Origin of the sequence: Halolamina sediminis, assembly GCF_001282785.1 — an archaeon.
GTDB lineage: Archaea > Halobacteriota > Halobacteria > Halobacteriales > Haloferacaceae > Halolamina > Halolamina sediminis.
Window position 1 is genome coordinate 2071077 of record NZ_CVUA01000001.1, and the last position, 24434, is coordinate 2095510.

A 24434-nucleotide genomic window follows, 5' to 3' on the forward strand; every position below is an offset into this window, starting at 1 on the left:
GAGGGGAATGTTTATCACCGTCCCGGCGGCTACCCACTCCCAATGGCCGAAACCCGGAAGGTGCAGGTGACGGGCGGCTCGACGTTCACCGTGTCGATCCCGAAGGAGTGGGCGACCGAGAACGACGTCGAGGCGGGAAGCCGCGTGCAGTTCCACCCCGAGGACGACTCGCTCATCCTCACGCCGGTCAGCGAGGAGGGGCGGACGGAGGGGAGCCTCGACGTGGCGGGGCTGGACGGGGAGGAGCTCCGGCGGGCAGTGATGACGATGTACGTCTCGGGGTTCGACGTGATCTCCTTCGAGGCCGACCGGATCACGACCGACCAGCGCCGGGAGATCCGACAGGCCGCCCAGGGGCTCGTCGGGCTGGAGGTGCTGGAGGAGACCGCCGACCGCGTCGTCGTACGGGACCTGCTCGACTCCTCGGAGCTGTCGATCCACAACGCGGTCGACCGGATGCGGCTGATCGCGTCGTCGATGCTCGACGACGCCGTCGAGGCGCTGGCGGCCGGCGACGACGACCTCGCTCGTGACGTGATCCAGCGCGACGACGACGTGGACCGGCTGTACATGGTGGTCTCCCGGATCTTCCGGGCGACGCTGCGCAGCCCGACCGCCGCCGAGGAGCTCGGGCTCCCCCGTGAGGTCTGTTTCGACTACCACTCGAGCGCTCGGCAGTTGGAGCGCGTCGCCGACCACGCCACCAAGATCGCCCACCTCTCGCTGGAGTTGGATGGAACCCCACCCGAGGAGGTGGCGGCCTCGCTGCAGGAGCTCCACGACGCGGCCGCCGAGGTGATCGAGGACGCGATGGCCGCGCTGGTCGCCGATGAGAACGACGAGGCGATCCGGCTGGCCAACGGCGCCCGCGAGCGCGTCCAGGAGCTCGACGCCAGCGCCCGCGAAATCGACGAGCTGCTCCGGGAGCTCGACCCCGCGCGAGCGCAGTTGCTCGGGCTGATCGTCGACTCGCTCTCGCGCTCGGCTGACTACGGCGGCAACGTCGCCGAGACCGCGCTCCAGAAGGCCGCGCCGACGCCCTAGGCGAACTCGACGCCGGTGATCTCGAAGCGAGCGCCGCCCTCGCCTCGGTCACCGTCACGTCTCAGCCGTGGGCCTCGGCGACGATGTCCAGCCCGTAGCCGGTGTCCTCGTCGTTCGGAAGTCGCGCTCGAACACCGTCCCGCGGTCGGCGTCGGGGATCCCTCCCCCGTCGCCGGCGCGGCCGCTAACTGGTCGAGAGAACGGGAGAACGCGTCGCAGTTACTCCTCGACGACGACCGCGTTCACCTGCCCCGTCTGGCCGGGGCGGGAGGTGACGCGCGCGGTGCCGGCGCTGGTCTCGATGACTGCGCCCTTGGTGATGATGTTCCGTCGGACGTAGTTGACGTTCGCGGGGTTCTCGGTCACGTCCTCGATCTCGGCCTCGACAGTCTCACCGCCGTCGGCGACCTGCGCGACGTTCGTCGAGAGCGCGCGGGTCTTGTGGTTGTCGCCGCGGGCGTCGACGACACGGAACCTCGGCTCGCCGACCGTGGTCTCGGTGGGCTCGTTCCCCAGCTGGTGGCGCTTCTTCTTGTGCGATCGGACGAGTCGCCCCCCGGTCCGCTTGCGTCGGGAGTGTCCTTGGTCTTGCATACCCTGGGAAACGGTCAGCGAATACTTGAACCGTTCGACTCTCGCTCCGCGTCGAAAGCAGTGAGACGCCGGAGCGAGCGTCGAGCCGACGGGAACGGCGCAGCGAGGAACGAGCGAGCAGTTCCCGCCCTGTTCGACTCTCGGCCCAGTGCTGATCGCTGGTGCGGTGTGTGGTGGATCGGTCGGGGTTCGTGATCGGTGTTGTTGGAGCGTCGATTGTTGGGGGGGCGACAGTACCACGGCCGCGAACGGCACCACTACAGCAGTGGACGACACCGCGGAGTGAGCAGGGACACTTGCGACCGCACCACCCCGCACAGCCCACAGGCCTCCCCAGCCGACTCGTTCCTTCGCTATCGCTCAGTCACTCGTCCCTCGCGCGCTCGTTCGCGCCGTCGCGCTCACGTCACGCGCCACCGCGGCCGCGGTGCGGTAGCGGGGCGGTGGACGCCTCGCGAGCGCCGACGGTCGGCGCTCGCGGGGGGAGGGGTGGGGACTCCATGCTGCGCCGAACCTCGTGTTCGGCGCACTGCCGTCGCAAGTGGCCAACGATCGAGATGCTGTCGCGGTTGCTGTCCAAGTTGCCAACGATCGAGATGCTGTCGCTGTTCGCGGTCGCGGAAGCAGTATCGTCCGATGCCGTGGAAACAGTCACCGTCGAAGAATCACCTCCGAACCCCGTCGATCCACAACCCTTACCCTCAGCCCGCCCCCTCCACACGAGCATGAGTCTGGAGGCCACCGTCGCCGTCCCGTTCCGGCAGGAGGGCCGGGACCGGCTCGGCGACGGCGAGTTCGTCGTCGCGCTCTCGCTCGACCGAGACTGGTTCTCCCCCGATCAGGCCAAACGCGTCGTCGACGTTGCGCTGGGCCGCGGGCTACTCGAACGCGAGGACGGCGAGCTCGTCGCGACGTTCGAGCCCGACGCCGTCGACGTTCCCGAGGAGTTCACCCCCGACGCCGACGTGCTGCGCGAGCAGAGCGCCTTCGAGCAGGTGCTCGACCGCGTCACCGACGCCGGCGTGGAGAAACAGACCGCCGTCGCGGGGATCAACGAGCTCCAGCGCGAACTGGGCGTGACGATCGAGGCCGCCGCGGTCGTCTACGCCCGCCGCGAGGGCGTCGACGTGAGCGGGGTCGCCGGGGCGGCCCGAAATTCGGTGCTCGACGAATGAGTACGGACCGACTGAGTGACGGCCACCGCATCGCCCAACTGCTCGCCTCCGAGTTGGAGAGCAGCGCCAGCCACGACGCGCTCGCGGTCACCGACGCCGACCCGGACGTGGAGCCGACGGCCGACGGCGCGCTGGCCTACCGCGTCCGCAACGCCCCGGCCGACGAGACGATCGCGAGCGTCTACGTCCAGCCCGACCGCGTCCGCGTGGAGTTCCGCGTCGCGCCCGCGACGGTCGCCGAAGCAGCGGAGGACGAGGGGCTCCGCGTCCGACCGAAAGCCGCTGACCCGCCACAGACGATCGTCTTCGTCGAGGACGGCGCGCAGGTCAAACGCGTTCTCCCGGCGTTCGCGGCGGCGATCGAGACGTAGTCAGGGCTCCAACCGCGACAGGATCGGGATCTCTTCGAGCCGCTCGTCGTCGAGTGCGTCCCAGTCGATCCCCGACGGCTTCCCGCCCGCCGAGTCGGTCCGGATCGACCGCTCGGGCGTGAGCAGTCGATCCATCGGCACGTCCAGTGCCGTCGTCGGTACGTCCTCGTCGACCACCTGCATCTCGTGGACGGTCGTGACCGTCGTGGTGTCGTCGTCGACCAGCCCGAACGCCCGGAGGATCGCGAACTCCAGATCGCTGTACCCCTCGCCCTTCCCGACCCGTGCCCCGTCCTCGGTCACGGCGACGCTGCCGGAGACGATCAGGTCGATCGGTGCCATCGCCTCGGGGCCGACTTGCACCCCCAACTCCGACGACCCGCCGATCGTGGTAGCGTGGTCGATGTCGTCGATCTCCGCGGGGTCGAGCCGCAGGAAGCAGTCCTCGTCGCTGAGTCGCGGGACGGCCATGTACACCACTTTCCCCGCCTCCAGGGCCCGCCGCCGGACCGGTCGCTGGGGGGAGTCGGGGTTTGACTTGATCGTCTCCGCGGCGGCCCACGCCTCGGTCGCCGCGAGCCGGTCGGCCGCTTCCTCCGCCCCGGCGAAGTTGGGGATCCGGCCGTGGGGCGGGAACGGGAACCGAGCGTCGCCGCTGGCTTCGAGTTCGTCCCAGACCCGCTCGCGGAGCGTCTGTTTCTCCATGGGTTCGCTTGGGCGTCCGATCGCTTATCGACACCGGGGCCGCGCCGACGGTAACGCTTTTTCCGGGGCGGGTGGATGTGGGGTCGTGAGCCTCGGCCAGTTCCCGGACCCGATACGGATGCTCGGCTCCCTCATCGACCGGCTGGCGCCGATGTTCCCCAACTGGGGGAGTTCGCCCGCGCTGAGCTTCGTCCTGATGGTGGTGTTCGGCGCCATCGGCTACACGGTCTCGCGGTACGCCGTCCGGCTGTTCGGGCGCCCGGTCGCGAAGCGGTTCCGGCGGCAGAGCGTCGCCCAGCAGGTACTGCGGCTGATCCGCGCGACGATCACGCTGTTTTTCCTGCTGCTGGCGGCGGGGCTGGTCGGCCTCGAACTCGGCAACATCGTGCTCTCGGTGACGGTGTTCTCGGCGGTCATCGGGATCGTCTTGGCGCCGCTGGTAGGGTCGGTGGTCAACGGGCTGTTCCTGCTGGCCGACGAGCCCTACGAAATCGGCGACATGGTCGAACTCCCCGACAGGACCCGGGGGTTCATCGACGATATCACGATCCGGTACACGAAGATATTCACGATGGACAACACGTTCCTCGTCGTTCCCAACGACGTGATCCGGCAAGACAAGGTGACGAACCTCTCGGCGGAGGACGAGCGCACCCGGCTCTCGCTGTCGATCGAGGTAACGTACGAGAGCGAGGTGGCCGAGGCGCGGTCGCTGATCGAGAGCGCGGCGCGGAAGGTCGACGGCGTGATCGAGGGCGGGCCGGACATCCGCATCGGCTCGGCGCGCTACCCCGCACGCCCCACCTGCTACATCGACGAGTTCCACGACGACGGCGTGATCCTGACGCTCCGCTACTGGATCGACCGGCCGTACAAGCTCCTGACCGCCCGCTCGCGCGTCCAGACGGCGATCTGGGAGCAGCTGGAGGAGCAGGACGTCGACGTGGAGATCGCCTACCCGCACCGCCACATGGTGTTCGACGACACTAGCGGCGAGGCCCGCGTCGCGACCCGCGAGGCGGCCGAGCGCGAGACCGTCGACTCCGCCGCCGTTCGCGCCGAGGGCGCCGAATCGAGGGACGACGCCGACTCGGAAACCGAAGACGCGGACGACGGCGAGGGCGACGATCGCTGAGGACGCGCGGGCGCGCGCCTGAACCGTTACCTTTCTGCCTCGCCGGCCCCGTGTTCGAGGTATGACTACTGGGATTGCTGTGCTCAACTTCGGCGAGCCGGCCGTGGCCGACCGCGACGTCGTCGAGGACTACCTCGAACGCATCTTCCTCGCGAACATGGACATCGAGGGGGAGACCACTGAGGAGGCCGCCCGCGAGCGTGCCCGCTCGCTCGCCGAGCGCCGCGCGCCCGGCCTCATCGAGGAGTACGGCGAGATCGGCGGCTCGCCGCTGAACGCCCACGCGAGCCGGCAGGCCGAGCTCGTCGAGGCCGAACTCCAGGACCGCGGCTACGACGTGGAGACGTACGTCGGCTATCAGTTCATGGAGCCGTTCATCGGCGACGCCGCCGAGGCCGCCCACGACGACGGCGTCGACCGCCTCATCGGGCTGCCCGTCTACCCGCTGTGTGGCCCCTCGACGACGGTGCAGTCGCTGGAGAAGCTTTCCGAGGCCGTCGACGAGCTCGACTGGGACGTGCGGTACACCGAGATCACGGGGTACCACACCCACTCGGCTTACGCCCGAATGCGCGCGGACAAGATCCGGGAGACGCTCGACCGTGAGGGAATCGAACTCGACGCGGACACCCGGCTGATCTTCTCCGCCCATGGGACGCCGACGTACTACCTCGACGAGGGGAGCCGCTACGTCCAGTACGTCGAGGAGTACTGCAAGATGGTCGCGGGGATGCTTGGCAACCCCGAGTACGAACTCGGCTACCAGAACCACGCCAACCGCGACGTGGAGTGGACCCAGCCCGACGTGGAGGACGTGATCGAGGAGATCGACGCCGAGCGCGTCGTCGTCGACCCCACGAGCTTCATGCACGAGCAGAGCGAGACGCTCGGGGAGCTCGACCACGACCTGCGCGAGGAGGCCGAAGCGGAGGGGATGGCGTTCACTCGCGTCCCCGTCCCCTACGACGACGAGCGGTTCGTCGGCCTGCTCGCTGATCTGACCGAGCCGTTCATCGCGGACTTCGATCCGGACCTCTACGGGCTCCAGCAGTGCAAGTGCCGGCCGGAGCCGAACGCGATGTGTCTGAACGCCCGCCGGAATGACTGAGGACGACCCCGCGGTCGCCGTCGTCGGCGGCGGGATGACCGGCCTCTCGACGCTGCACGCGCTGGCCGAGCGCGGCGTCGACGCCGTGGCGTACGAGGCCAGCGACGAGGTCGGCGGCGTCGTCCGCAGCGGGGAGATCGACGGGAAGCTGTTCGAGTTCGGCCCCCAGCGCCTGCGGATGACCGACGCGATCCGGGCGATGGTGACCGACCTCGACATCGCCGACGAGGTGATCACGGCCGACGACGAGCTGCCGCTGTTCGTCTACGCCGGCGGCAAGCTCCGGGAGGCGCCCCGGTCGCTGTCGGCGTTCCGGCGGACGGATCTGCTCTCGCCGACGGCGAAACTCCGCCTGCTGGCCGAGCCGCTGATGGACTCGATCGACCCGGAGGAGTCCGCCCGGGACGCGTTCGTCCGGAAGTTCGGCACCGAGACGTACACGAACCTCATCTCGCCGCTATTCGGCGGCACGTACGGCTCCGACCCGGCGCGAATGCCGGCGAAGTACGCGCTGAAGCCGATCATGGGGATGGAGGAGAAAAACGGGAGCCTGCTCCGGGCGGCGCTCTCCCGACTGGTGTTCGCCGACGACGAGACGCCACCGCCGGCGAGCTTCGAGTCCGGGCTTCAGCGGCTTCCGGAGGCGCTGGCCGAGGAACACGCCGACCGACTCCACCGCGAGACGCCCGTGACGGAGATCGAACGGGCCGGCGACGACGAGTGGCTCGTCCACACCGACGACGCGAGCCGGCGCGTCGATCACGTCGTGCTCACGACGCCTGCCGACACCACCGCCGACATCGTCGATGGCGTCGACGCCGAGAGTGCGGCGGCGCTCCGAGAGTTCAACTACAACCCCCTCGTGATGGTGCATCTAGAGAGCCCGGCCCGCGTCGACGGGTTCGGCTACCAGGTCCGCCGGACCGAGCCGCTGCGGACGCTGGGCGTGACGTGGAACACCAGCCTGTTCGACCGCGACGGCGTCTACACCGTCTTCCTCGGCGGGATGCACGACCCCGGAGCGATCGAACGCGACGACGAGACGCTCGGGGAGACTGCCGTCTCCGAGTTCCGGCGCGTGATGGGCGTCGACGCCGACGTGGTCAACATCGAGCGCATGCCGCGGGCGTTCCCCGCGTGGGACGACTCCTGGAGCGCCAGCGAGCGCGTCGACCCCCCCGAGGGGATCACGCTCGCGACCAACTACACCGGCCGGATGGGCGTCCCGAGCCGCGTCCGGGAGGCCCGACGGCTGGCCGGGAACCTGGCGGGCGCCGAGTAGCTACCACTCCCAGTTTTTCGCGGTCTCGACGAACGCCTCGACGCCCTCGATCGGCGTGTCGCGGTTGACGCCGTGGCCGAGGTTGAGCACGTGTCCTTCGGGCCCCGCGGCCTCGATTATTTCGGCAGTCCGCTCGCGGATCGTCTCGGGGTCGGCGTACAGCAGCGACGGGTCGAGGTTCCCCTGCACGGGCGTGTCGCCCAACTCCGCGCGAGCAGCCGCCATGTCGACGGTCCAGTCGAGCGCGACGGCGTCGGCCCCCGTCGCGTCCAAGCTCTCCAGCCGCCCGCCCATGTTACGGACGAACTCGATCGTCGGGAGATCGACGCGCTCGACGATCTCGCGGTGGAGCGGGAGAACGTACTCCTGGTAGTCGTCCGGCGGGAGCACGCCCGCGTAGGTGTCGAACAGCTGGACGGCGTCGGCGCCGTGGTCGGCCTGCATCTCGAGGTACTCCGCGACCACGTCCGCGAACCGTTCCAGCAGTTCCCGGAACGCCTCGGGGTGGCGCGCCCGGAACTTCCGGACCTCCTTGCGCCCGCGGTCTGGCCCGCCGGCGACGACGTAGGACGCGAGCGTGAACGGGCCGCCGGCGAACCCTAACACGGCGTCCTCGTCGGCGACGCTCTCGTCGAGGCGGTCGAGCAGGTCCGCGACGAACGCCAGCTCCTCCCGCACGTCGCCCCGGCGGCGGGCCACGTCGTCGGGCCCCTCGACGGGGTTCTCGATCACCGGGCCGACGCCGGACTCGATGTGGTAGTCGAAGCCGAGCGGTTCGAGGCAGGTGAGGATATCCGAGAACATCACCACGCCGTCGACGTCGTAGCGCTCGTACGGCTGGAGGGTGATCTCCTCGGCGATTTCGGGCGTTTCGATCGCCTCGCGGAAGGAGTACTCCTCACGGAGCTCGCGGTATTCAGGCAAGTGGCGTCCAGCCTGCCGCATGAGCCAGACTGGCGGGCGCTCGGTGCGCTCCCCGCGGGCAGCACGGACGAGAAGGGGGTCGGTCATAGTGGGGGTTCGGCCGGTCGGGGTTAGTGCGTTTCCGTTCCGGACGCTACTTCCACCGCTCGGCGTCGGGTTCGGACTGGAGCTCCCCTTTCGCCTGCCGCCCGCTCGGCCGGAACGACAGCAGCAGCACGACGCCGTAGAACGCTCCGACGCCGACGAGCACGAACTCCCCGGCGATCGCGCCGACGGCTGCGGCGCCGACGACACCGTTCGAGGTGCCGAACACGGTTAGCCGGACGATCCACGCCCCCACCAGCACGGAGATCAGAGGGAAGTAGACCCGGCGAAGGCGGCGGGATATGGCCTCGTACGCGGACACCTTGATCGCCGGCTCGCGGAGGTCCTCGCTCAGGAGCTGCCGCCAGCTCGACTGCTCGACTCCCTCAGGATCGAGCGCGTTCGCGAACACGTTCTCCTCGAGGAGCCGGACCCGCGAGCGCCAGATATCGTACACGCGGTACCGACGGACCTCGATCCACAGGAAGATCGTCACCATTACGATCCCGACAAGGAGGATGTAGTGGGGCCGCGAATCGGTGGAGAACGCCCACGTGAGCAGGGTCGCCGTGACGACGACGGCCCAGTTGGTCGTCCTGTCGATCCGCGTTCGCCACGAGGTCATCCGACCGAGCTCGCCGCGGTACGTGTGGGCCATCAGCGAGAGGAAGTCGGATCGGTCGCCGGCCGCCTCGCCGGCGATCTCGCGCTCTTCGGGCGACTCCGGGTCGAAATCCGGCGGGATGTCGGTCATCTCCCTTTCCTACGGGGGGCGGCCGGATAAGCGTGGGACACGCCCCGACTGTGCCTCAGATCGGTCGCAAGTGCTCACAGTCCCCTGCAGTCACTCGCTCGCGCTCGCCGTCGTCGGTTTCGACCACCAGCGCGCCGGGGAACTCCACGTCGACGGCCTCGCCCACCACGTCGCCGCCGGGGGTCGCCACGCGCACACGCTGGCCGAGCGTCGCCGCGTGCTCGCGCCACGCGTCGAGGATCGACTCCGGGTCGCTGCGGAGCTCGTCGAACGTCTCCAGCAGGCGCTGGGTGAAGGTTCGGCGGTCGACCGGCTCGCCCCGTTCGGCCAGCAGCGAGGTCGCACCGTCGGGGAGCACGCCCGCACCGACGTTGGCGTTGATCCCGATACCGACGATCAGCCACGCGACACGGTCCGCTTCCCCCTCCATCTCGGTGAGGATGCCACAGAGCTTCTGCCCGCCGCGCGCCTCGCCTGCCGCCGGGACCAGTAGGTCATCGGACGAGTCCGACTGGTTCTCGTTCGCCGGCTCGCCGCCGGCTGCAAGCGGAACCTCCGGTTCCGCCCTGCTCACGAGAACGTCGTTGGGCCACTTGATCCGCGCGTCGACGCCCGCCTCCCGCGCGGCGCGGGTCACGGCGACCGCGGCCGCGAGCGTGTAGACGGGCGAGTGGGCGGGCGGCACGTCCGGGCGGAGCAGCAGCGAGGTGTAGATCCCGCCGGAAGGACCGCGCCAGCCGCGGTCCAGCCGTCCGCGGCCGGCGGTCTGTTCGTCGGCGACGACGGCCACGTCCTCGCGGCCCTCGTCCGCGAGTTCGCGGGCGCGCTCGTTGGTGGAGCCGATGCTGTCGTGGAACTCGATCTCGAAGGGGGCGTCGAGCCCGTACGCGACGGCGGCGCCGCCGAACTCCGGCACGTCGGCCACGCGATAGCCGTCGTCGGTGCTCTCGATCCCCCAGCCTGCCTCGCGGAGACCTTCGACCTGTTTCCAGACCGCGGCTCGGGAAACTCCGAGGCGGTCGGCCAACGCGGGGCCGTCGACGGGGCCGTCGTCGAGGGCGTCGAGCAGCGCGCTGCGCGTGTCGGTCATGGTCGAGGGTTCGGAACGGTGGGGGTAAATCGGTCGCGGTGTGGCGTCGGCTCGCGGCTCACTGCGCTCACCGTCGTCGTCGGCCTTGCTGCCGACTGCCAGCAGGACCGCCGGTGCCGCCCTGCTCACGTTTCCGAGGGGGTTTGCCGTCGCGCCGGAGGCACGACGTTTTCCGGCCTCGCGTGTTCGGAATCCTTTTGCGACACCTGGGCGACGTTCGGAGTAATGACTGCAGGTGGTCCACAGTGACGATGGAGGACCGCATCGAGGAACTCCGTGAACGCCGCGAGGAAGCCCTGAAAGGCGGCGGCGAGGAGCGGATCGAACGCCAGCACGAGAAGGGGAAGATGACCGCCCGCGAGCGGATCGACTACTTCCTCGACGAGGGCACGTTCACGGAGTTCGACCAGTTCCGAACCCACAACAACCACAAGTTCGGGATGGATGAGAAACAGGTGTACGGCGACGGCGTCGTCACCGGCTACGGCGAGGTCGACGGCCGGAAAGTGTTCGTGTTCGCCCACGACTTCACCGTCTTCGGCGGCTCGCTCGGCGAGGTGTTCGCCGAGAAGGTGACGAAGGTGATGGACAAGGCCACGCAGGTCGGCGCGCCGGTCGTCGGGCTCAACGACTCTGCCGGCGCCCGGATCCAAGAGGGTGTCGACGCACTCGGCGGCTACGCCGAGATCTTCCGGCGCAATCAGGAGGCCTCGGGTGTCGTCCCGCAGATCTCCGCGATCATGGGCCCCTGCGCGGGCGGTGCGGTGTACTCCCCCGCGATGACCGACTTCACGTTCATGGTGAAGGACACCAGCCACATGTTCATCACCGGCCCCGACGTGGTGAAGACTGTCACCGGCGAGGAGGTCAGCTTCGAGGAGCTCGGCGGCGCGGTCACCCACGCCTCCACCTCCGGCGTCGCCCACTTCGCCGAGGAGAGCGAGGAAGACGCGCTCGACAACATCCGGCGGCTGCTCTCCTACCTCCCGCAGAACAACGTCGAGGACCCCCCGCGGGTCGAGCCGTGGGACGACCCCGAGCGCGCCGACGAGTCGCTGAACTCGGCCGTCCCCGACCAGCCGCGCAAGCCCTACGACATGCACGACGTGCTCACCTCCGTCGTCGACGAGGGCTCGTTCTTCGAGGTGCAGTCTGAGTTCGCGAAGAACCTCGTGATCGGCTTCGCCCGGATGGACGGCCGCGCAGTCGGCGTACTCGCGAACCAGCCCCGGGTCAACGCTGGCACGCTCGACATCGAGGCCAGCGAGAAGGGCGCGCGGTTCATCCGCACCTGTGACGCGTTCAACGTTCCCGTCCTGACGTTCGTCGACGTCCCCGGCTTCATGCCCGGCACCGATCAGGAGCACAACGGAATCATCCGCCACGGCGCCAAGCTCCTGTACGCCTACTGCGAGGCGTCGGTGCCGCTGCTCACCGTCATCACCCGGAAGGCCTACGGCGGCGCCTACGACGTGATGGCCTCCAGCCACGTCGGCGCCGACGTGAACTACGCGTGGCCGACCGCCGAGATCGCGGTGATGGGGCCGGAGGGCGCGGTCGACATCCTCTACAGCGACGAACTCGACGAGGCCGACGACGTGGAGGCCCGACGGCAGGAGCTCATCGACGAGTACCGCGAGGAGTTCGCCAACCCCTACACCGCCGCCGACCGCGGCTACATCGACGACGTGATCGAGCCGCCGGAGACCCGCGCGCGGCTGATCTCCGATCTGGAGATGCTGCAGGGCAAACGCGAGCAGACGCCCCAGAAGAAACACGGCAACATCCCCATATGACTGACCCCCTCGCCGAGCGCCTCGACCTGCCCGACGACGCAGACGAGGCCGAAGCCGCGGCCATCGTTGCTGCCGTCGGCGCCCACATCCGTGACGGCGAGGCGGCGGCCGCGGCGGAAGCGGCTAAAAACGAGGCCGAAAGCTGGCAGGGCAAACGCTGGGGGTTCGCTGGCCGCGTCGAATCGACCCAGCGCCGAACCGTGCGAGTCCGCGACGGGACGCCAACGGACGCCTGGAGCGCCGCCGGTCGGTCCGACCGGCTCTGAGGCGTTACTCGTCGGTGAGGTAGAGGTACGCCCGCGGTGCAACGATCCCCAACACGACGACGATCCCGAACGCGATCCACTCGGAGACGTCGGTGAACATCGCGACACCGATCCCCAGCGCGGCGGCGACGACGGCGAACGCCAGCCGGACCTTGATCTCGCGGTCGAAGTCGAGCCCTTCGGGGTCGCTCATGGCTGCGCTGGGGACGGCGGCGCCCTGAACGCGTCGGTTCTACTCGGTGAGTACGTCGTCGCCGACGGCGATCTCGCCGCCATCGACGATCTCACATCGCAGCCCGCCGCGGTGGACCAGCGCCTCCTGAACCCCTTTCTCTTCGAGTTTCCGTTCGAGGTACGAGCAGGGCTCACAGAGCTCAGTTCCCTCCACGACCGCGTCGCCGACGCGGAACCGCTCGCCCAGCAGGCGGTTCAGCCCCACCCCGCGGACCGTGAGGTTCCGGCGGTGGACGCCGGGTTCGAACGAGACGTCGTAGTCGGCTTCCGCCTGCTCGATCGCTTCGGCCTCGATCAGCGTGAGATCCCGGGTCCGGTCCTCGTCGTCGGTCGAGAACGTCCCCTCGTTCTCGAAGTAGCGGTCGCCAGTCAGCCCCTTGCCCACGACTGCCTCGACGGACTCCCGCGGCTCGGGTGGGGCGCCCGCTTCGCCGGCGACGTGGATGCGTTCGACGGTTCCAGTCACGGTCGGGGGTGGGTGCGGCCACGCATAAGTGCGGGGATGGCGGCCGTCACTCCGCCCCGGCGAACTCGTCGAGCGTCGCCGGGCGGCCGCGGCGTTCGCTCACCAGCGCGCCGTCGACGTCGAGCTGGAGGCGTTCGACCGCCTCGTGACCCACGCGCTCTGTCGCCCCAGCCACCGTGTACACGCCCAGCCGCCACTGCTGGTACTGGGCGGTCCGGAGCGCCTTCACCAGCGGCGACTGCCGGCCGAGTTCGCGGATCTCGTCGCCGACCATCACGCGGCTGGTGGACTCCCGCATCGACGGCTCGCTGGGGACGTCGAGGATCACCTCCTGCGGGTCGAGATCGCAGGCCGCGGCGATCTCGGCTTCCAGTTCCCGCGTCTCTCCGTGCCCGGCGTCGAGCAGCCAGTCGGGCACGCCGCCCAGTTCGGCCCAGACCGCACGCTTGTACAGGTCCCGTTCGGCGTAGCGCCGGGCGAACTCGTCAGTCTCCTCACACAGCCGCAGTGCGACCAGCAGCCCGTGGTCGTCCATCCGGCGGAGCTCCTCCGCGGTCAGATCGGGGTCGGCGTCGAGCAGTCGCTCGGTCGCCCGGCGGAGCATCGCCTTGCTGATCCGGGCGACGTGGTGGGCGTAGACGGTGGGGTTCATCAGCGCCCGGGCGACCAGCAGCGACTCCGCGCTCTGGACGTTGCCCGGCGCGAGCACGAGCTCCCCGTCGACGAACCGCAGCGCCCGGACGAGCCGCCCGGGGTCGATCGTGCCGTACGGGACGCCGGTGTGGTGGGCGTCCCGGACGAGGTAGTCCATCCGGTCGACGTCGAGCTCCCCGGAGACGAGCTGGCCGAACTTCCCCTCGCCGGCGACCAGCCCCGCGACTCGGTCCGGCGAGAGGTCGTGGGATCGGAGCACGTCACCCACCTTCCCTTCCGCGAGCAGTTCGTCCACGTCGTCGTGGTACTTCCCCGTCTCGCGGTGGGTCAGCGCCTCGATGTTGTGCGAGAACGGGCCGTGGCCGACGTCGTGGAGCATCGCCGCCGCCCGGACGCGTTCGGCGTCGACGCCGTCGACGCCCAGTTGGTCGAGCGCCTGCTCGGCGAGGTGGTAGACGCCCAGCGAGTGCTCGAAGCGCGTGTGGTTCGCGGAGGGGTACGCCAACTGCACCGTCCCCAACTGCTTGATGTGGCGGAGCCGCTGGACTGCGGGGGTGTCCAGCAGGTCGGCGGCGACCCCCTCCACCTCGATGTGGTCGTGGACGGAGTCCTTGATCGTCGTCATACGCCGACGTTCGGCGGCATCCGGTAAAAAGGGCCGTAGACGGCGGACGCTACAGAAGGTCGATATCGACGACGTCGGTCAATGCTGGAACGTCGAAGTCAGCGTTCACGCGCCTCGCGTGCTGCCGTCGCAGCGTCGCTCCCGTCCCACAGCCCGCACCTTCGACGACGGCTTCGCGGCGCTCTTCGAGCAGGCGCGAGAGAACGTCGTCGTACGTCTCGTCCTCCCGCTTGAGCGCCGACGGTGCGGCGTGTGTCTCCTCGTCGACGCGGATGCTCTTGCTCATACGTCGTGTATACTCTCTCGTATACGAGAAAACACCTCCGGGGGCGTGTGGTTCCGTTGAAACACTCGCCCCGTGACGGATTGGAGATGATCGGTAAGTACAGAGGACCTACGAATCGGCCTTACTCATCTACTTCTATCCGTCTTGGCCCTCCACCGAGAATCGAATCACACTCTGGACAACATAAATACGCATAGAAATACTCGATATCTGAGTATCCTATGTCATCCTCTACAGTATTCCGATCTTCAAGGTCATCAAAACCGTCGTCTGAAACAAAGGGTCTAATGTGTGGTTCTTGATGAGAGCATTCTGGACATGTTGACATAGTACACACCTGTAAGTAGAGCCACTTCGTTGTATTGGCTCAAATCGCAACCCCACTTACCGACTGTTTCGCCGTAGAATATCTGGCAAATAGGGCTTCAACAGAGCCCGGCCCGTCTACTCCCCGCCCGCGAACTCCCGCTCGCCCAGGTGACTACGCAGCGTGTCCACGTCCTTGTTGCCCGCGCCGGTGTTCAGCAGCACCACCGTATCGTCCTCGCCGAGTTCACCCTGCTCCGCGAGATCGAACGCCCCGGCAGCCGCGGCGGCACACGTCGCGCCCATCTCCACGCCCTCCGTCCGGGCGATCTCGACGGCTGCATCGAGAATCTCCTCGTCGCTCGCGGCGACCGCGCCGCCGCCGCTCTCTTCGAGTGCGTCGAGGATCAGCGGGCTCGCACCCGGGTCGGGGACCGCGATCCCGTTGAGCACGGTCGTGATGTTCTCGTCGCCCCACGCCTCGTGGATCGACTTCCCCTCGTCCCACGCCTTCACGACGGGGGCACAGCCGGCGGCCTGTGCGGCGTACATCCCCGGCAGGTCGTCAATCAAGTCGAGATCGCGGAACTCCGTGGCGCCCTTGTGCATCCCGACGAGGCCGACGCCGCCGCCGGTCGGGTAGACGATCGCGTCGGGCACGTCCCAGTCGAGCTGTTCGACCGTCTCGTACAGCATCGTCTTCTTCGTCTCGTGGCGGTAGGGCGTGACGAACGTCTTCGTCGAGTACCAGTCCTCCTCGTCCATGCGCTCGCTGTAGGCGGCGCCGGCGTCGGTGATCTCCCCCTCGACGACGTGGAGTTCGCCGCCGTGGACCTCGATCATCGCCTTCTGGGTGTAGCCCGCGCGCTCGGCCAGCCAGACGTGGGCGTCCATGTCCGCCTGTGCGGCGTAGGCTGCGGCGGCCTGCCCGGCGTTGCCGGCAGTGTTGAGCGCGATCGTTTCCGCGCCGTGCTGGGCGGCGGCGGTCACCGCGCCGGTCTGCCCGCGGTCCTTGAACGTCCCAGTGGGGTTGTGCCCCTCGTCTTTGATGTACACCTCGCCGACGCCCATCGCCTCGGCGAGCGTGGGACAGTCGACCAGCGGCGTCGTCCCCTCACCGATCGAGACCGCGGCCTCGCGGGGGAACGGCAGCAGCGCGTCGTAGCGCCACAGCGAGTCGAAGCGCTCCCCTTCGAACGTCTCGCGGGACACGTCGATCGCGTCGTAGTCGTACGCCGGGTCGAGGATGCCGCCACAGTCCGGGCAGCGATGCGTCGCGGTGTCGGCGTCGAACCGCTCCCCGCAGTCGATGCAGTCGAGGCCGGCGAACGCGTCGGTGGTCTCCATGGCCCGGGCTGGGGGCCCCACGGCTAATGGCTTGTCCGATGCGGCAAGACGGACACGCCGCCCCGTCAGCGACGGGGTTGATCCGCCGCTGGCGGCAGAGTTAGGTAGACACAGCCACACAATCCCCCCGTGTACCTTCCCCGCACAGGCGTTCCCGGAGGTGGTCCGCGACGATGACCGACGATGCTCGGTCCGACGGCGGTGACGCGGCGATCGAGACCGGCGGCGACGCGGCCCCGTCGACGCTGGACCCGCTGTCGGTCGAGGCGGCGGCCGGCCTGATCGACGATATCGTCGACAACGTCGAGCGCGTCATCGTCGGGAAGCGCGACGCCATCGAACACCTCCTCGTCGCGACGCTGGCCCGGGGCCACGTCCTGCTGGAGGACGTGCCCGGGACCGGGAAGACGATGCTCGCTCGCTCGGTTGCGACCTCCGTCGACGCCTCGTTCCGCCGCGTCCAGTTCACGCCCGACCTACTGCCCTCCGACGTGACCGGCGTGAACGTGTTCAACCAGAAGACCCAGGAGTTCGAGTTCCAGCCCGGCCCGGTGTTCGCGAACGTCGTGCTGGCCGACGAGATCAACCGCGCGCCGCCGAAAACCCAGAGCTCGCTGCTGGAAGCGATGGAGGAGCGACAGGTGACCGTCGACGGCGACACCCGGAGCCTCCCCGAGCCGTTCGTCGTGATCGCGACCCAGAACGACGTCGAGACCGGCCGCACCTACGAGCTCCCGATGGCTGAGGTCGACCGCTTCGCGAAGAAGCTCCGGCTGGGCTACCCCGACGACGAGCAGGAGGCCGAAATCATCGGCCGCACCGCCGGCCACCACCCCATCGAGGAGTTGGAGCCGGTGACCGACGGCAAGCGGCTCCGGCGCGCCCGCGAGACGGCGAGCCAGGTGACGCTGCGCGAGCCCGTCCGGAGCTACATCAGCCGGCTGGCCCAACACACCCGGGACGAGGCCCAACTCGGCGTCAGCCCCCGGGGGAGCATCGCGCTGGCCCGCACCTCGCAGGTCCGGGCGCTGCTCGACGGCCGCGACTACGTCACCCCCGACGACGTACAGACGGAGGCCCGGACGGTGTTCGCCCACCGCATCCGGCCGCGAACGGGCAGCGAGACCGGCGAGGACGTGGTCGCCTCGGCGCTCTCGACCGTCCCTGTCGAGTGATGCTCACCCGCCGTGGCCGTGCCATCGCCGGAATCGCGGGGCTAGCAGTGCTGCTCGCGGGGGTGTTCGGCGCCCGCGCGCTCAACGCGATCGTCGCCCCCGCGGTCGTCGCGCTGGTCGCCGGCTACCTCCAGATCCGGTTCGTCCCCGCCGTCGACGTGGACCGCACGCCGCCGGAGAACGCCCACGTCGGGGAGAGCCGGACGGCGACGCTCGCCTTCCACAGCCGTAACGGCGACCCGCTCTCCCGGCCGTTTCTCGGCGACGTGACCGAGCGCGTCGGCGACGGGCTGTGGCCGGTCGAATCCGAGAACGCGACGGTCCGAGACCGTCCCAGCGGCGACGCCGAGATCACGTTCGAGACGGCCGTCGGCGCCGAGCCACTCCAGTACGAGGTGGAGTACCGACAGCGCGGCCAGCACACGCTCGGCCCGGTGACGGTGGTCGCGACCGACGCGTTCGGCCTGCACGCACGCGAGACCGAACTCCGAGGGACCGAGACGACGATCGTCTTCCCGCGTGTCCGCCGGCTCGGCGCCGTCGGGCGGCGGTCGCTGGGACGGCTGCAGGAGTACAGCCGGAGCGACCAGCGCGGCGAGTTCGAGGAGCTCCGGGAGTACGTCCCGGGCGACCCACTGCGGGACATCCACTGGAAGACCACGGCCAAGCGCGACGAGCTGATCGTCACGGAGTTCGCCGCCGACACCGACGTGGCGTCGGTGACCGTCGCCGCCGGCGCGAACGCCGAGGGCGCCGACGCGATGGCCGAGGCGACCGCGAGCGTGGTGCTGCCGCTGGTCGCCGACGGGGTCCCGATCGAGCTCTCGCTCCCCCGGGGGGAGCTCCGGGTCGGCCCCGAGTTCGGCGGGCAGGCGGCGATGCTCCGGACGCTTGCGGTGGTCGACTCCGGGCCGGTGCCCGACCCCGACGCCGACGTGGTGATCAAGGGGCGGGGCGACGACGCGACCGTCGACGTCCGCGGGCGCCGCCACCAGTTCTCGGAGATGGTCGAGGCGCGGACGGCGGGCACCGCGCCGACCCCGGAGGTGGAAGCGTGACGACCGCGCCCGGCCGCCGGTCGCGGTTCGCGACCGACCCGGACTGGTCGCTCCGGTCGGCGATCCTCTCGCCGGGGATGGTCGGGATCGCGGTGCTCACGGCGTCGTACCTCCGGGTGCTGTTTCACGTCACCGACGTGGTCGGCGGGACGGGGCTGCTGATCGTCGAGGCCGGCGCGGTGCTCGCCGTCGGCGCGGTGCTCGCCGGGCGCGTCGACACCCGGACGGCGCTGTTGGGGAGCGCGGCGGCGCTGTTGGCCGGGATGGCGGCGTACTACCTCTCGATCCCCGCGAGCCAGCGCGCGCTGATCGACGCCGGCTCCGTGCTGACCGACCTCGCGGCGCTGCTCAGCGGGCTCTCGGTGTTCCGGCTGATCCAGGCCGAGATCTGGGTGCTCGCGGTGCTGCCCGCGCCGCTGCTGGGCTCGTGGCTGCTCGCGCTCCGGGGGAACTACCCCCTGAGCGCCGCGATCGGCGGGAGCGCGCTCGGCCTGTTCGTGCTTACGGGTGACGCCGGCTTTCTCACCACGCTTGCGGGCGCCGTCGGCGCGGCGGTCGCGGTCGGGTTCGGCGAGCTCACCCCCCGGCGGGCGATCGCGCTCCACTGGGACACGGTCGTCCTGGTCGTCACCGCCATGATCGTGCTCTCGTCGACCGTCTCGCTGGTCCCGGGCGCCGCCGGCGGTCCCGTCCTCGGCGGTAGCGCGACGCCGACGCTCGAAGGCAACGTCGTCGACAACGCCGACAACGTCGGCATCGTGGGCGCGATCCGACTCTCACCGGAGGTCCGGTTCTCCGTCGAGTCCGAGCGCCAGGGGTACTGGCGTGTCGGCGCCTACGACCGCTACACGGGCGGCTCGTGGGTCCGGAGCGGCGAGGCCCGCAGCTACGACGGCCAGCTCGACGGCCCGCCCGGCCCCAGCATCGAGATCGAGCAGACGATCACCGCCGAGAGCACGCTCAACTCCATGCCCGCCGTGTGGAAGCCCGTCAGCGTCGAGGGCGCCGTCCAGCGCGCGACGCAGGTGACCGCCGAGAGCGGCCTCCGTGCGGCGGCGCCGATCGCCGAGGGGGAGTCCTACCGGGTCGTCAGCCAGCGCCCGGCGTACACGATCGACGACCTCCGGATGGCCGGCACCGACTACCCCGAGACGGTCGAACAGCGCTACCTCTCGCTGCCTGACAGCACGCCCGACCGGGTGGGCGAGCGCGCGGCCACGGTCGCCGACCGGGCGAACGCCTCCACCCCCTACGCGACCGCCGTCGCGATCGAGTCGTACCTGGAGCGGAACAAGGAGTACTCGCTGAACGTCGAGCGCCCGCGCGGGAGCGTCGCCGACGGGTTCCTGTTCGAGATGGACGCCGGCTACTGTACCTACTACGCGACGACCATGGCCGTGATGCTGCGAACCCAGGGGGTCCCGGCCCGGATGGTGACGGGGTACACCCCCGGCGAACGCGTCGCCGAGGACGAGTGGGTCGTCCGCGGGCTGAACGCCCACGCGTGGGTCGAGGTGTACTTCCCGGCGACCGGCTGGGTCGCGTTCGACCCGACGCCGAGTGGCCCCCGGGAGTCCGCGGCCGAGCAGCGCGTCACGCAGGCTCGTGAGGCCGGGGAAAACGGCGTCGACACCAACCGAACCGGCCCGGGTGAGTGGACACCAACGCCGACGGAGACGACCACGGCCGGGACGGGCAACGACACCGCCGACGCGGTGACGGCGACTGACAACCTCGAAGAGATCCTCCGGCCCGGACAGGAGGCCCCGAACGGCACCGTCGGGAACTTCACCGGCGGCGGCGAGGAAGGGAGTTCGGACGAGCCGGCGCTGCCCACGCCCGAGGAGGTAGGGTACGGCCTCGTGCTCCTGTTCGGCGGAGTGGCCGCCGCCCGGCGGTTCGGGTTCGATACCCGGCTCTATCGGTTCGTCTGGCTGCGCTACCAGCCACGGGCGGACCCCGTTTCCGACGTCGAGCGCGCGTACGACCGGATCGAGACGCTGCTCGGCGCTCGCTACCGGCCGCGACGCCCCGGCGAGACCGTCGAAGACTACCTCGACCGCCTCGACGTGACGGACACGCGCGTCTACCGCGTGGCGGGGCTGTACGAGCGGGCCCGGTACGGTGGGGACGCGACTGCCGCCGACGCCGACGAGGCAGTCGAGGCGGCGGACGCGCTCGTCGGCGAGCGTACGCCAGTGCTGGGGCGACTCCGCCGCGCGCGCTGACTCGGCTGTTCTTGTCGTTACCGAAGGGTTTAGTTACTGGATGTGGTACGCACACCCATGTCCGGTCTGTTGCCGTCCGAGTCCGACGCCGTCGCCGCCGACGAGGGGGACGACGAGGGGGGCACCCGGCTGCTCTGGCTCGACGACGAGGAGGTCGATCCGCTGATCGGGTCGCTCTCCTCGGAGACCGCCAGATCGCTGCTGACGGCGCTCCACGAGGACCCCCGGACGGCATCCGAACTCGCCGACACGGTCGACACGTCGCTACAGAACGCGCGCCACCACCTCGACAACCTCCAGGAGGCGGATCTGGTCGAGGTCGCCGAGACGCGGTACTCGGTCAAGGGCCGCGAGATGAAGGTGTACGCCCCGGTCGACGACTCGCTGGTCGTCTGTGTCGGCAACGAGGCCGAGCGGTCGGGGCTGCTCGACTCGCTCCGGCAGTACGTCGGCGCCGCGGCCGCGGTGCTCGTCGGGAGCCTGCTGGTCCACGCGACGGTGAACGTCGGGGGTAGCGGTATCGCCGGCCCCACGGGCCCCCGCGTCGCCGACTCGACCGGCTCCGGCGCGCTGTTTGGCACGGTCCCGCCGGCGGCGCTGTTCCTCGCCGGCGGGCTGGTCGCCATCGCAGCGGTCGCACTCCAGTACAGTCGGATGGACTGATGAGCAACCATCGGAGGTGACGGAATGAGAGTCGGGACCGCCGCGACGCTGTTCGTCGTCGTCGTCGTCGTGAGCAGCGTCTCCTTCGCGGCCCCCGTCGGGTCGAGCAGCCAGCAGCTCGTTCGTGGGCCACCGAACGACGCGCTCGCCGACGCCATCCGATCGTCGCCCGACCCTCCCGAAGAGTCGACGGAGCCTGACCCGCTGTCAGGGTTCGGCGCGGTCCACGACGCCGGCGTCACCGGCGACGGCGTTCGGGTCGGCGTCATCGGCGGGGAGTTCTCCCCCGGCGGGAGCCCGATCGGCGACTCCGTCGCCGCGAGCCGGACGTTCGCGGACAGATCGTCCGGATTCTCCGTCGACAGCACGCACGACACCGCAGTCGCCGAGATCGTCGCCCGGACCGCACCCGACTCGGAGCTGTACCTCGCGAGCATCGGCCTCGACGGCGGGCCGGCCGCCTACGAACGCGCACTCGCCTGGCTGCGCGAGCAGGACGTCGACGTGGTCGTCGACGCCGGGAGCTACTTCCCGCGAACCGCCGAGGGGATGGCACGAATGAACGAGGCCGCCGCCGCAACCGCCGAGAACGACACCGCCTTCGTCACCTCTGCGGGCAACTACGCCGAGCGACACTGGACCGGCACCGGGAACGAGGGCTGGCTCGCGTTCGCGAACGACACCCGGTACAACACGCTGGGCGAAGGGGGGATCGGCGGCAGCGTCTCGCTCCGGCTCTACTGGGAGGGGAGTGCCGACTACGACCTCTACCTCTACCGCGCCGAGAACGGCGAGGATCCGCTGATCGCCAAGTCGGCGACGAACGAGAGCGGGAACGGCAGCCACACCGAGGCGATCGACGCCACCGTCCCCCGAGGGCGCTACTACGTCGCGGTTCGCGGCGGCCCCGACGCCAACGACAGTACCGTCGACCTGTTCTCCTCCCGCCACGAACTCGACATCAGCAGCGACGCCGGCGGGATGGTCGCGCCAGCGACCGCCGAGGGGGTGATCGCCGTCGGCGCCGTCGACGCGGTGACCGGCGAGCCACGGTCGTACAGCTCGACCGGCCCGCGGCTCGACATCTCGGCGCCCGACGCCATCGACACGAACACGGCTGGCGAGATGTACGGCAGCTCCGTGGCGGCGCCGCTGGTGGCGGGGACGCTCACCCTGATGCTCGCGGAGAACGAGAGCCTCTCGCCCACCGAGGCCCAGCGCGTGTTCCGCGATACGGCCGTCCAGGACGACGGCCGACTCTACCTCGACGCCGCGGGCGCGGTCACGGCCGTGACCTCCGAGTCGCCCACGGAGATCGACGGGGACGAACTCGACTGGTACAACGGGACGGCGGATTAGGAGAGTTCGGCGGGCTCGTCGTCGGCGTGGGCCCGCACCCAGAGTTCGCCGATCCGTGAGAGAGAGGTGCGGTGGGAGTTGCCGTGCTCCTCCTGTTCGACGTACGCCTTCCCGCCGGGGCCGAGCCGGTCGACGTTGTAGATCACTTTCGACCGGAAGCTGTCGGTGTACTCCTCGCCCATGTCCGCCGCGAGCGTCTTCGCGAGTTCGCTGACGCTCTCGAACTCGCCGTGTTCGCCCAGCGTGAACAGGATCACCTCTTCGAACGGCTCGACGTTCGAGAACGCCGCGACCGGGAGCTCGACGATGTGGTTGTCGCCGATTCGCTTGGCGCCGATCGTGGTCCCCCGCTCGTCGAACTCCGAGAGCAGCCCCTCGATACTGCCGAGGCGCTCGGCGATCTCCTCGTCGTCGACGCCCGCCTCACGGACCTCGGCGAGCAGGTCCCGCGTTTCCCGTAGCTCCTCGGCCATCTCCGTCTCCAAGTACTTCTCGGGGGCGGTGTAGTAGGTGTGGATGCGGTGGCGGTCCGCCTGTCGCTCAAGCGTGATCGAGTGCGCCGCGGTCGCGAAGGCGAAGCTGACCGGCCGGGGCATCGAGGAGATGTTGACCCAGACCTCGCTGCCGGCGTCGAGGTGAGCGTTGATCAGGTCGTACGCCCGCTCGAACGCGGCGTCGTAGTCGTACACGTCAGAGAGCCCGACGCGTTCGGTTTCGGCCCCGAGGAGGTTCTGGAAATCCTGTTCGAGCTTGCCCGCGAGGTTCTGGGAGTACTCGACGTTGGCCTCGCTGCCGACGGCCCCCTCCAGCAGCACCACCCGATCTACGTCGAACTGGTCGCGGATCAACGGCGCGATCAGCCGGTCGTAGTCGAAGCCGACCGGGACGATGTGGGTGCCCATGGGTGTGGGTGGGACGGGAGCCGATAAAAAGGGACAGTTCGGCGCGGGCGTCGCCCCGCGGAAGCCGACGCAGTATTAAGGGAGTCCGTGGGCAATCGACCGCACATGGGGTATCAGGCCGATGCGGTTCCCGACGACCTTCCGCCCCACCCGTCACAGGACGGGCCGCTCACGGGGAGCACCGATATCGAGCAGTTGGTGAGTGGCAACGGCGTCGACTCCACGACCGTGATGCGCTGGAGCGAGTACGTGCAGGCGTACGCGAACAGCGTCACGCCGCCGCCGGGGCTACCCGAGCGGTTCGAGGACGCAGACATCGCGACCGTCCAGCTCTCGGACTGCTCGCTTGAGGAGCTCGTCGCACTCGCCGGCTGGTACATCTGGCACGAGTCGGACGCCCGCGATCTGTTCTTCGAGAGCGGCCCGACCGACGACCGGTACGAGAGCGTCGAGGCGGTCAAAAAGTCCCACCCGATCGTCCACCGCTTCGAACTCGATATCGACCGCGTCCACCCACAGGCGCTAGCGATCTCGATGTTCACACAGGACTCCGGCGAGCTCCGGAGTCGCAGTTTCGACACGATCGAGGGGGCGGACGGGGGCGCGGTCGTGTACTACCCGCCCCCGGTCGACGACGCGGCGGTCGTCCTGTTCCACGACGGCCGAGGCTACTACTGCTGTCACACGGAGGCAGCGGTCGAAGCGACCGACGACTGGTTCAGAGCCGAGTTCGAGGCGTGGCGGGAGGCGGGGATCGTCCCGCTCCAGTTCGACGACTCCGAGTGATTCGCACGCCACCTCGG

25 protein-coding genes are annotated in these 24434 nt (G+C 69.6%); 14 read left to right on the forward strand and 11 right to left on the reverse strand.

The window, feature by feature from the left end:
* Positions 1-42: 42 nt before the first annotated feature.
* Entirely contained in the window at positions 43-1044 is a 1002-nt protein-coding gene (locus tag BN1959_RS10365) for a phosphate uptake regulator PhoU (RefSeq protein WP_053948586.1), read from the forward strand.
* Between the two features lie 219 nt (positions 1045-1263).
* Here BN1959_RS10365 and BN1959_RS10370 read toward each other — a convergent pair whose 3' ends face one another.
* Positions 1264-1638, reverse strand: coding sequence for a 30S ribosomal protein S8e (locus tag BN1959_RS10370; RefSeq protein WP_053948587.1), 375 nt, complete (start codon positions 1636-1638; stop codon positions 1264-1266).
* A gap of 725 nt (positions 1639-2363) precedes the next feature.
* Here BN1959_RS10370 and BN1959_RS10375 point away from each other — a divergent pair.
* Together BN1959_RS10375 and BN1959_RS10380 are read left to right on the forward strand one after the other, a co-directional pair.
* Positions 2364-2813, forward strand: coding sequence for a DUF2240 family protein (locus BN1959_RS10375; protein WP_053948588.1), 450 nt, complete (start codon positions 2364-2366; stop codon positions 2811-2813).
* The gene (locus BN1959_RS10380; RefSeq protein WP_053948589.1) at positions 2810-3184 is read left to right on the forward strand and encodes a hypothetical protein; all 375 of its coding nucleotides are present in this window, start codon (positions 2810-2812) and stop codon (positions 3182-3184) included. The genes BN1959_RS10375 and BN1959_RS10380 overlap by 4 nt, the downstream gene beginning before the upstream one ends.
* Here BN1959_RS10380 and BN1959_RS10385 read toward each other — a convergent pair whose 3' ends face one another.
* Positions 3185-3889 carry a 5-formyltetrahydrofolate cyclo-ligase gene (locus tag BN1959_RS10385; RefSeq protein ID WP_053948590.1) on the reverse strand — a complete coding sequence of 235 codons (705 nt, stop codon included), beginning with the start codon at positions 3887-3889 and terminating at the stop codon, positions 3185-3187.
* Between the two features lie 85 nt (positions 3890-3974).
* Here BN1959_RS10385 and BN1959_RS10390 point away from each other — a divergent pair, with 85 nt between their 5' ends.
* The 3 genes from BN1959_RS10390 to hemG all read left to right on the forward strand — a co-directional run bounded on the left by BN1959_RS10390 (position 3975) and on the right by hemG (position 7414).
* Positions 3975-5024: a mechanosensitive ion channel family protein gene (locus tag BN1959_RS10390; protein WP_237560325.1), complete on the forward strand. Its 1050-nt coding sequence runs from the start codon at positions 3975-3977 to the stop codon at positions 5022-5024.
* Between the two features lie 61 nt (positions 5025-5085).
* Positions 5086-6132, forward strand: coding sequence for a ferrochelatase (gene hemH, locus BN1959_RS10395; RefSeq protein ID WP_053948591.1), 1047 nt, complete (start codon positions 5086-5088; stop codon positions 6130-6132).
* Positions 6125-7414: a protoporphyrinogen oxidase gene (gene hemG / locus BN1959_RS10400; RefSeq protein ID WP_053948592.1), complete on the forward strand. Its 1290-nt coding sequence runs from the start codon at positions 6125-6127 to the stop codon at positions 7412-7414. The genes hemH and hemG overlap by 8 nt, the downstream gene beginning before the upstream one ends.
* Here hemG and hemE read toward each other — a convergent pair whose 3' ends face one another.
* From hemE to BN1959_RS10415, 3 genes are read right to left on the reverse strand one after another with little or no spacing between them, the layout of a single operon-like run.
* Positions 7415-8425: a uroporphyrinogen decarboxylase gene (gene hemE, locus BN1959_RS10405; RefSeq protein ID WP_053948593.1), complete on the reverse strand. Its 1011-nt coding sequence runs from the start codon at positions 8423-8425 to the stop codon at positions 7415-7417.
* Positions 8426-8471: 46 nt separating this feature from the next.
* Positions 8472-9176 (reverse strand): DUF2270 domain-containing protein, encoded by a 705-nt coding sequence (locus tag BN1959_RS10410; protein ID WP_053948594.1) that lies wholly within the window; start codon positions 9174-9176, stop codon positions 8472-8474.
* Between the two features lie 55 nt (positions 9177-9231).
* Positions 9232-10266, reverse strand: a complete 1035-nt coding sequence (locus tag BN1959_RS10415; protein WP_053948595.1) for a biotin--[acetyl-CoA-carboxylase] ligase — start codon at positions 10264-10266, stop codon at positions 9232-9234.
* Positions 10267-10517: 251 nt separating this feature from the next.
* Here BN1959_RS10415 and BN1959_RS10420 point away from each other — a divergent pair, with 251 nt between their 5' ends.
* Together BN1959_RS10420 and BN1959_RS10425 are read left to right on the forward strand one after the other, a co-directional pair.
* Positions 10518-12062, forward strand: coding sequence for an acyl-CoA carboxylase subunit beta (locus BN1959_RS10420; protein ID WP_053948596.1), 1545 nt, complete (start codon positions 10518-10520; stop codon positions 12060-12062).
* Positions 12059-12328 carry a hypothetical protein gene (locus tag BN1959_RS10425; protein WP_053948597.1) on the forward strand — a complete coding sequence of 90 codons (270 nt, stop codon included), beginning with the start codon at positions 12059-12061 and terminating at the stop codon, positions 12326-12328. The genes BN1959_RS10420 and BN1959_RS10425 overlap by 4 nt, the downstream gene beginning before the upstream one ends.
* Positions 12329-12332: 4 nt before the next feature.
* On the opposite strand, the gene BN1959_RS10430 is transcribed toward BN1959_RS10425, so the two are convergent.
* From BN1959_RS10430 to BN1959_RS10450, 5 genes are all read right to left on the reverse strand, one after another.
* Entirely contained in the window at positions 12333-12521 is a 189-nt protein-coding gene (locus tag BN1959_RS10430) for a hypothetical protein (protein ID WP_053948598.1), read from the reverse strand.
* Between the two features lie 39 nt (positions 12522-12560).
* Positions 12561-13028: an MOSC domain-containing protein gene (locus BN1959_RS10435; RefSeq protein ID WP_053948599.1), complete on the reverse strand. Its 468-nt coding sequence runs from the start codon at positions 13026-13028 to the stop codon at positions 12561-12563.
* Between the two features lie 46 nt (positions 13029-13074).
* Positions 13075-14307, reverse strand: a complete 1233-nt coding sequence (locus tag BN1959_RS10440; RefSeq protein WP_053948600.1) for an HD domain-containing protein — start codon at positions 14305-14307, stop codon at positions 13075-13077.
* 49 nt (positions 14308-14356) lie between these two features.
* Positions 14357-14593 (reverse strand): antitoxin VapB family protein, encoded by a 237-nt coding sequence (locus tag BN1959_RS10445; protein WP_237560326.1) that lies wholly within the window; start codon positions 14591-14593, stop codon positions 14357-14359.
* A gap of 444 nt (positions 14594-15037) precedes the next feature.
* The gene (locus tag BN1959_RS10450; RefSeq protein WP_053948601.1) at positions 15038-16246 is read right to left on the reverse strand and encodes a threonine synthase; all 1209 of its coding nucleotides are present in this window, start codon (positions 16244-16246) and stop codon (positions 15038-15040) included.
* 173 nt (positions 16247-16419) lie between these two features.
* On the opposite strand from BN1959_RS10450, the gene BN1959_RS10455 reads away from it, so the two are divergent.
* The 5 genes from BN1959_RS10455 to BN1959_RS10475 are packed head-to-tail and all read left to right on the forward strand — an operon-like array spanning position 16420 to position 22729.
* Positions 16420-17421, forward strand: a complete 1002-nt coding sequence (locus tag BN1959_RS10455; protein ID WP_079978665.1) for an AAA family ATPase — start codon at positions 16420-16422, stop codon at positions 17419-17421.
* Positions 17421-18479, forward strand: coding sequence for a DUF58 domain-containing protein (locus tag BN1959_RS10460; RefSeq protein ID WP_053948602.1), 1059 nt, complete (start codon positions 17421-17423; stop codon positions 18477-18479). The genes BN1959_RS10455 and BN1959_RS10460 overlap by 1 nt, the downstream gene beginning before the upstream one ends.
* On the forward strand, positions 18476-20707 hold the full coding sequence (locus BN1959_RS10465; RefSeq protein WP_053948603.1) for a transglutaminase TgpA family protein: 2232 nt from the start codon (positions 18476-18478) through the stop codon (positions 20705-20707). Before BN1959_RS10460 ends, BN1959_RS10465 begins: the two co-directional genes overlap by 4 nt.
* Positions 20708-20764: 57 nt before the next feature.
* A complete protein-coding gene (locus tag BN1959_RS10470) occupies positions 20765-21370 on the forward strand; it encodes an ArsR/SmtB family transcription factor (protein ID WP_053948604.1) in 606 nt (201 codons plus the stop codon).
* A gap of 24 nt (positions 21371-21394) precedes the next feature.
* Entirely contained in the window at positions 21395-22729 is a 1335-nt protein-coding gene (locus tag BN1959_RS10475; RefSeq protein ID WP_053948605.1) for a S8 family serine peptidase, read from the forward strand.
* On the opposite strand, the gene BN1959_RS10480 is transcribed toward BN1959_RS10475, so the two are convergent.
* Entirely contained in the window at positions 22726-23631 is a 906-nt protein-coding gene (locus BN1959_RS10480; protein ID WP_053948606.1) for an HFX_2341 family transcriptional regulator, read from the reverse strand. The two genes, BN1959_RS10475 and BN1959_RS10480, sit on opposite strands and share 4 nt — an antisense overlap.
* A gap of 105 nt (positions 23632-23736) precedes the next feature.
* On the opposite strand from BN1959_RS10480, the gene BN1959_RS10485 reads away from it, so the two are divergent.
* Positions 23737-24417 carry a hypothetical protein gene (locus BN1959_RS10485; protein WP_053948607.1) on the forward strand — a complete coding sequence of 227 codons (681 nt, stop codon included), beginning with the start codon at positions 23737-23739 and terminating at the stop codon, positions 24415-24417.
* The last annotated feature ends 17 nt before the right edge of the window (positions 24418-24434 follow it).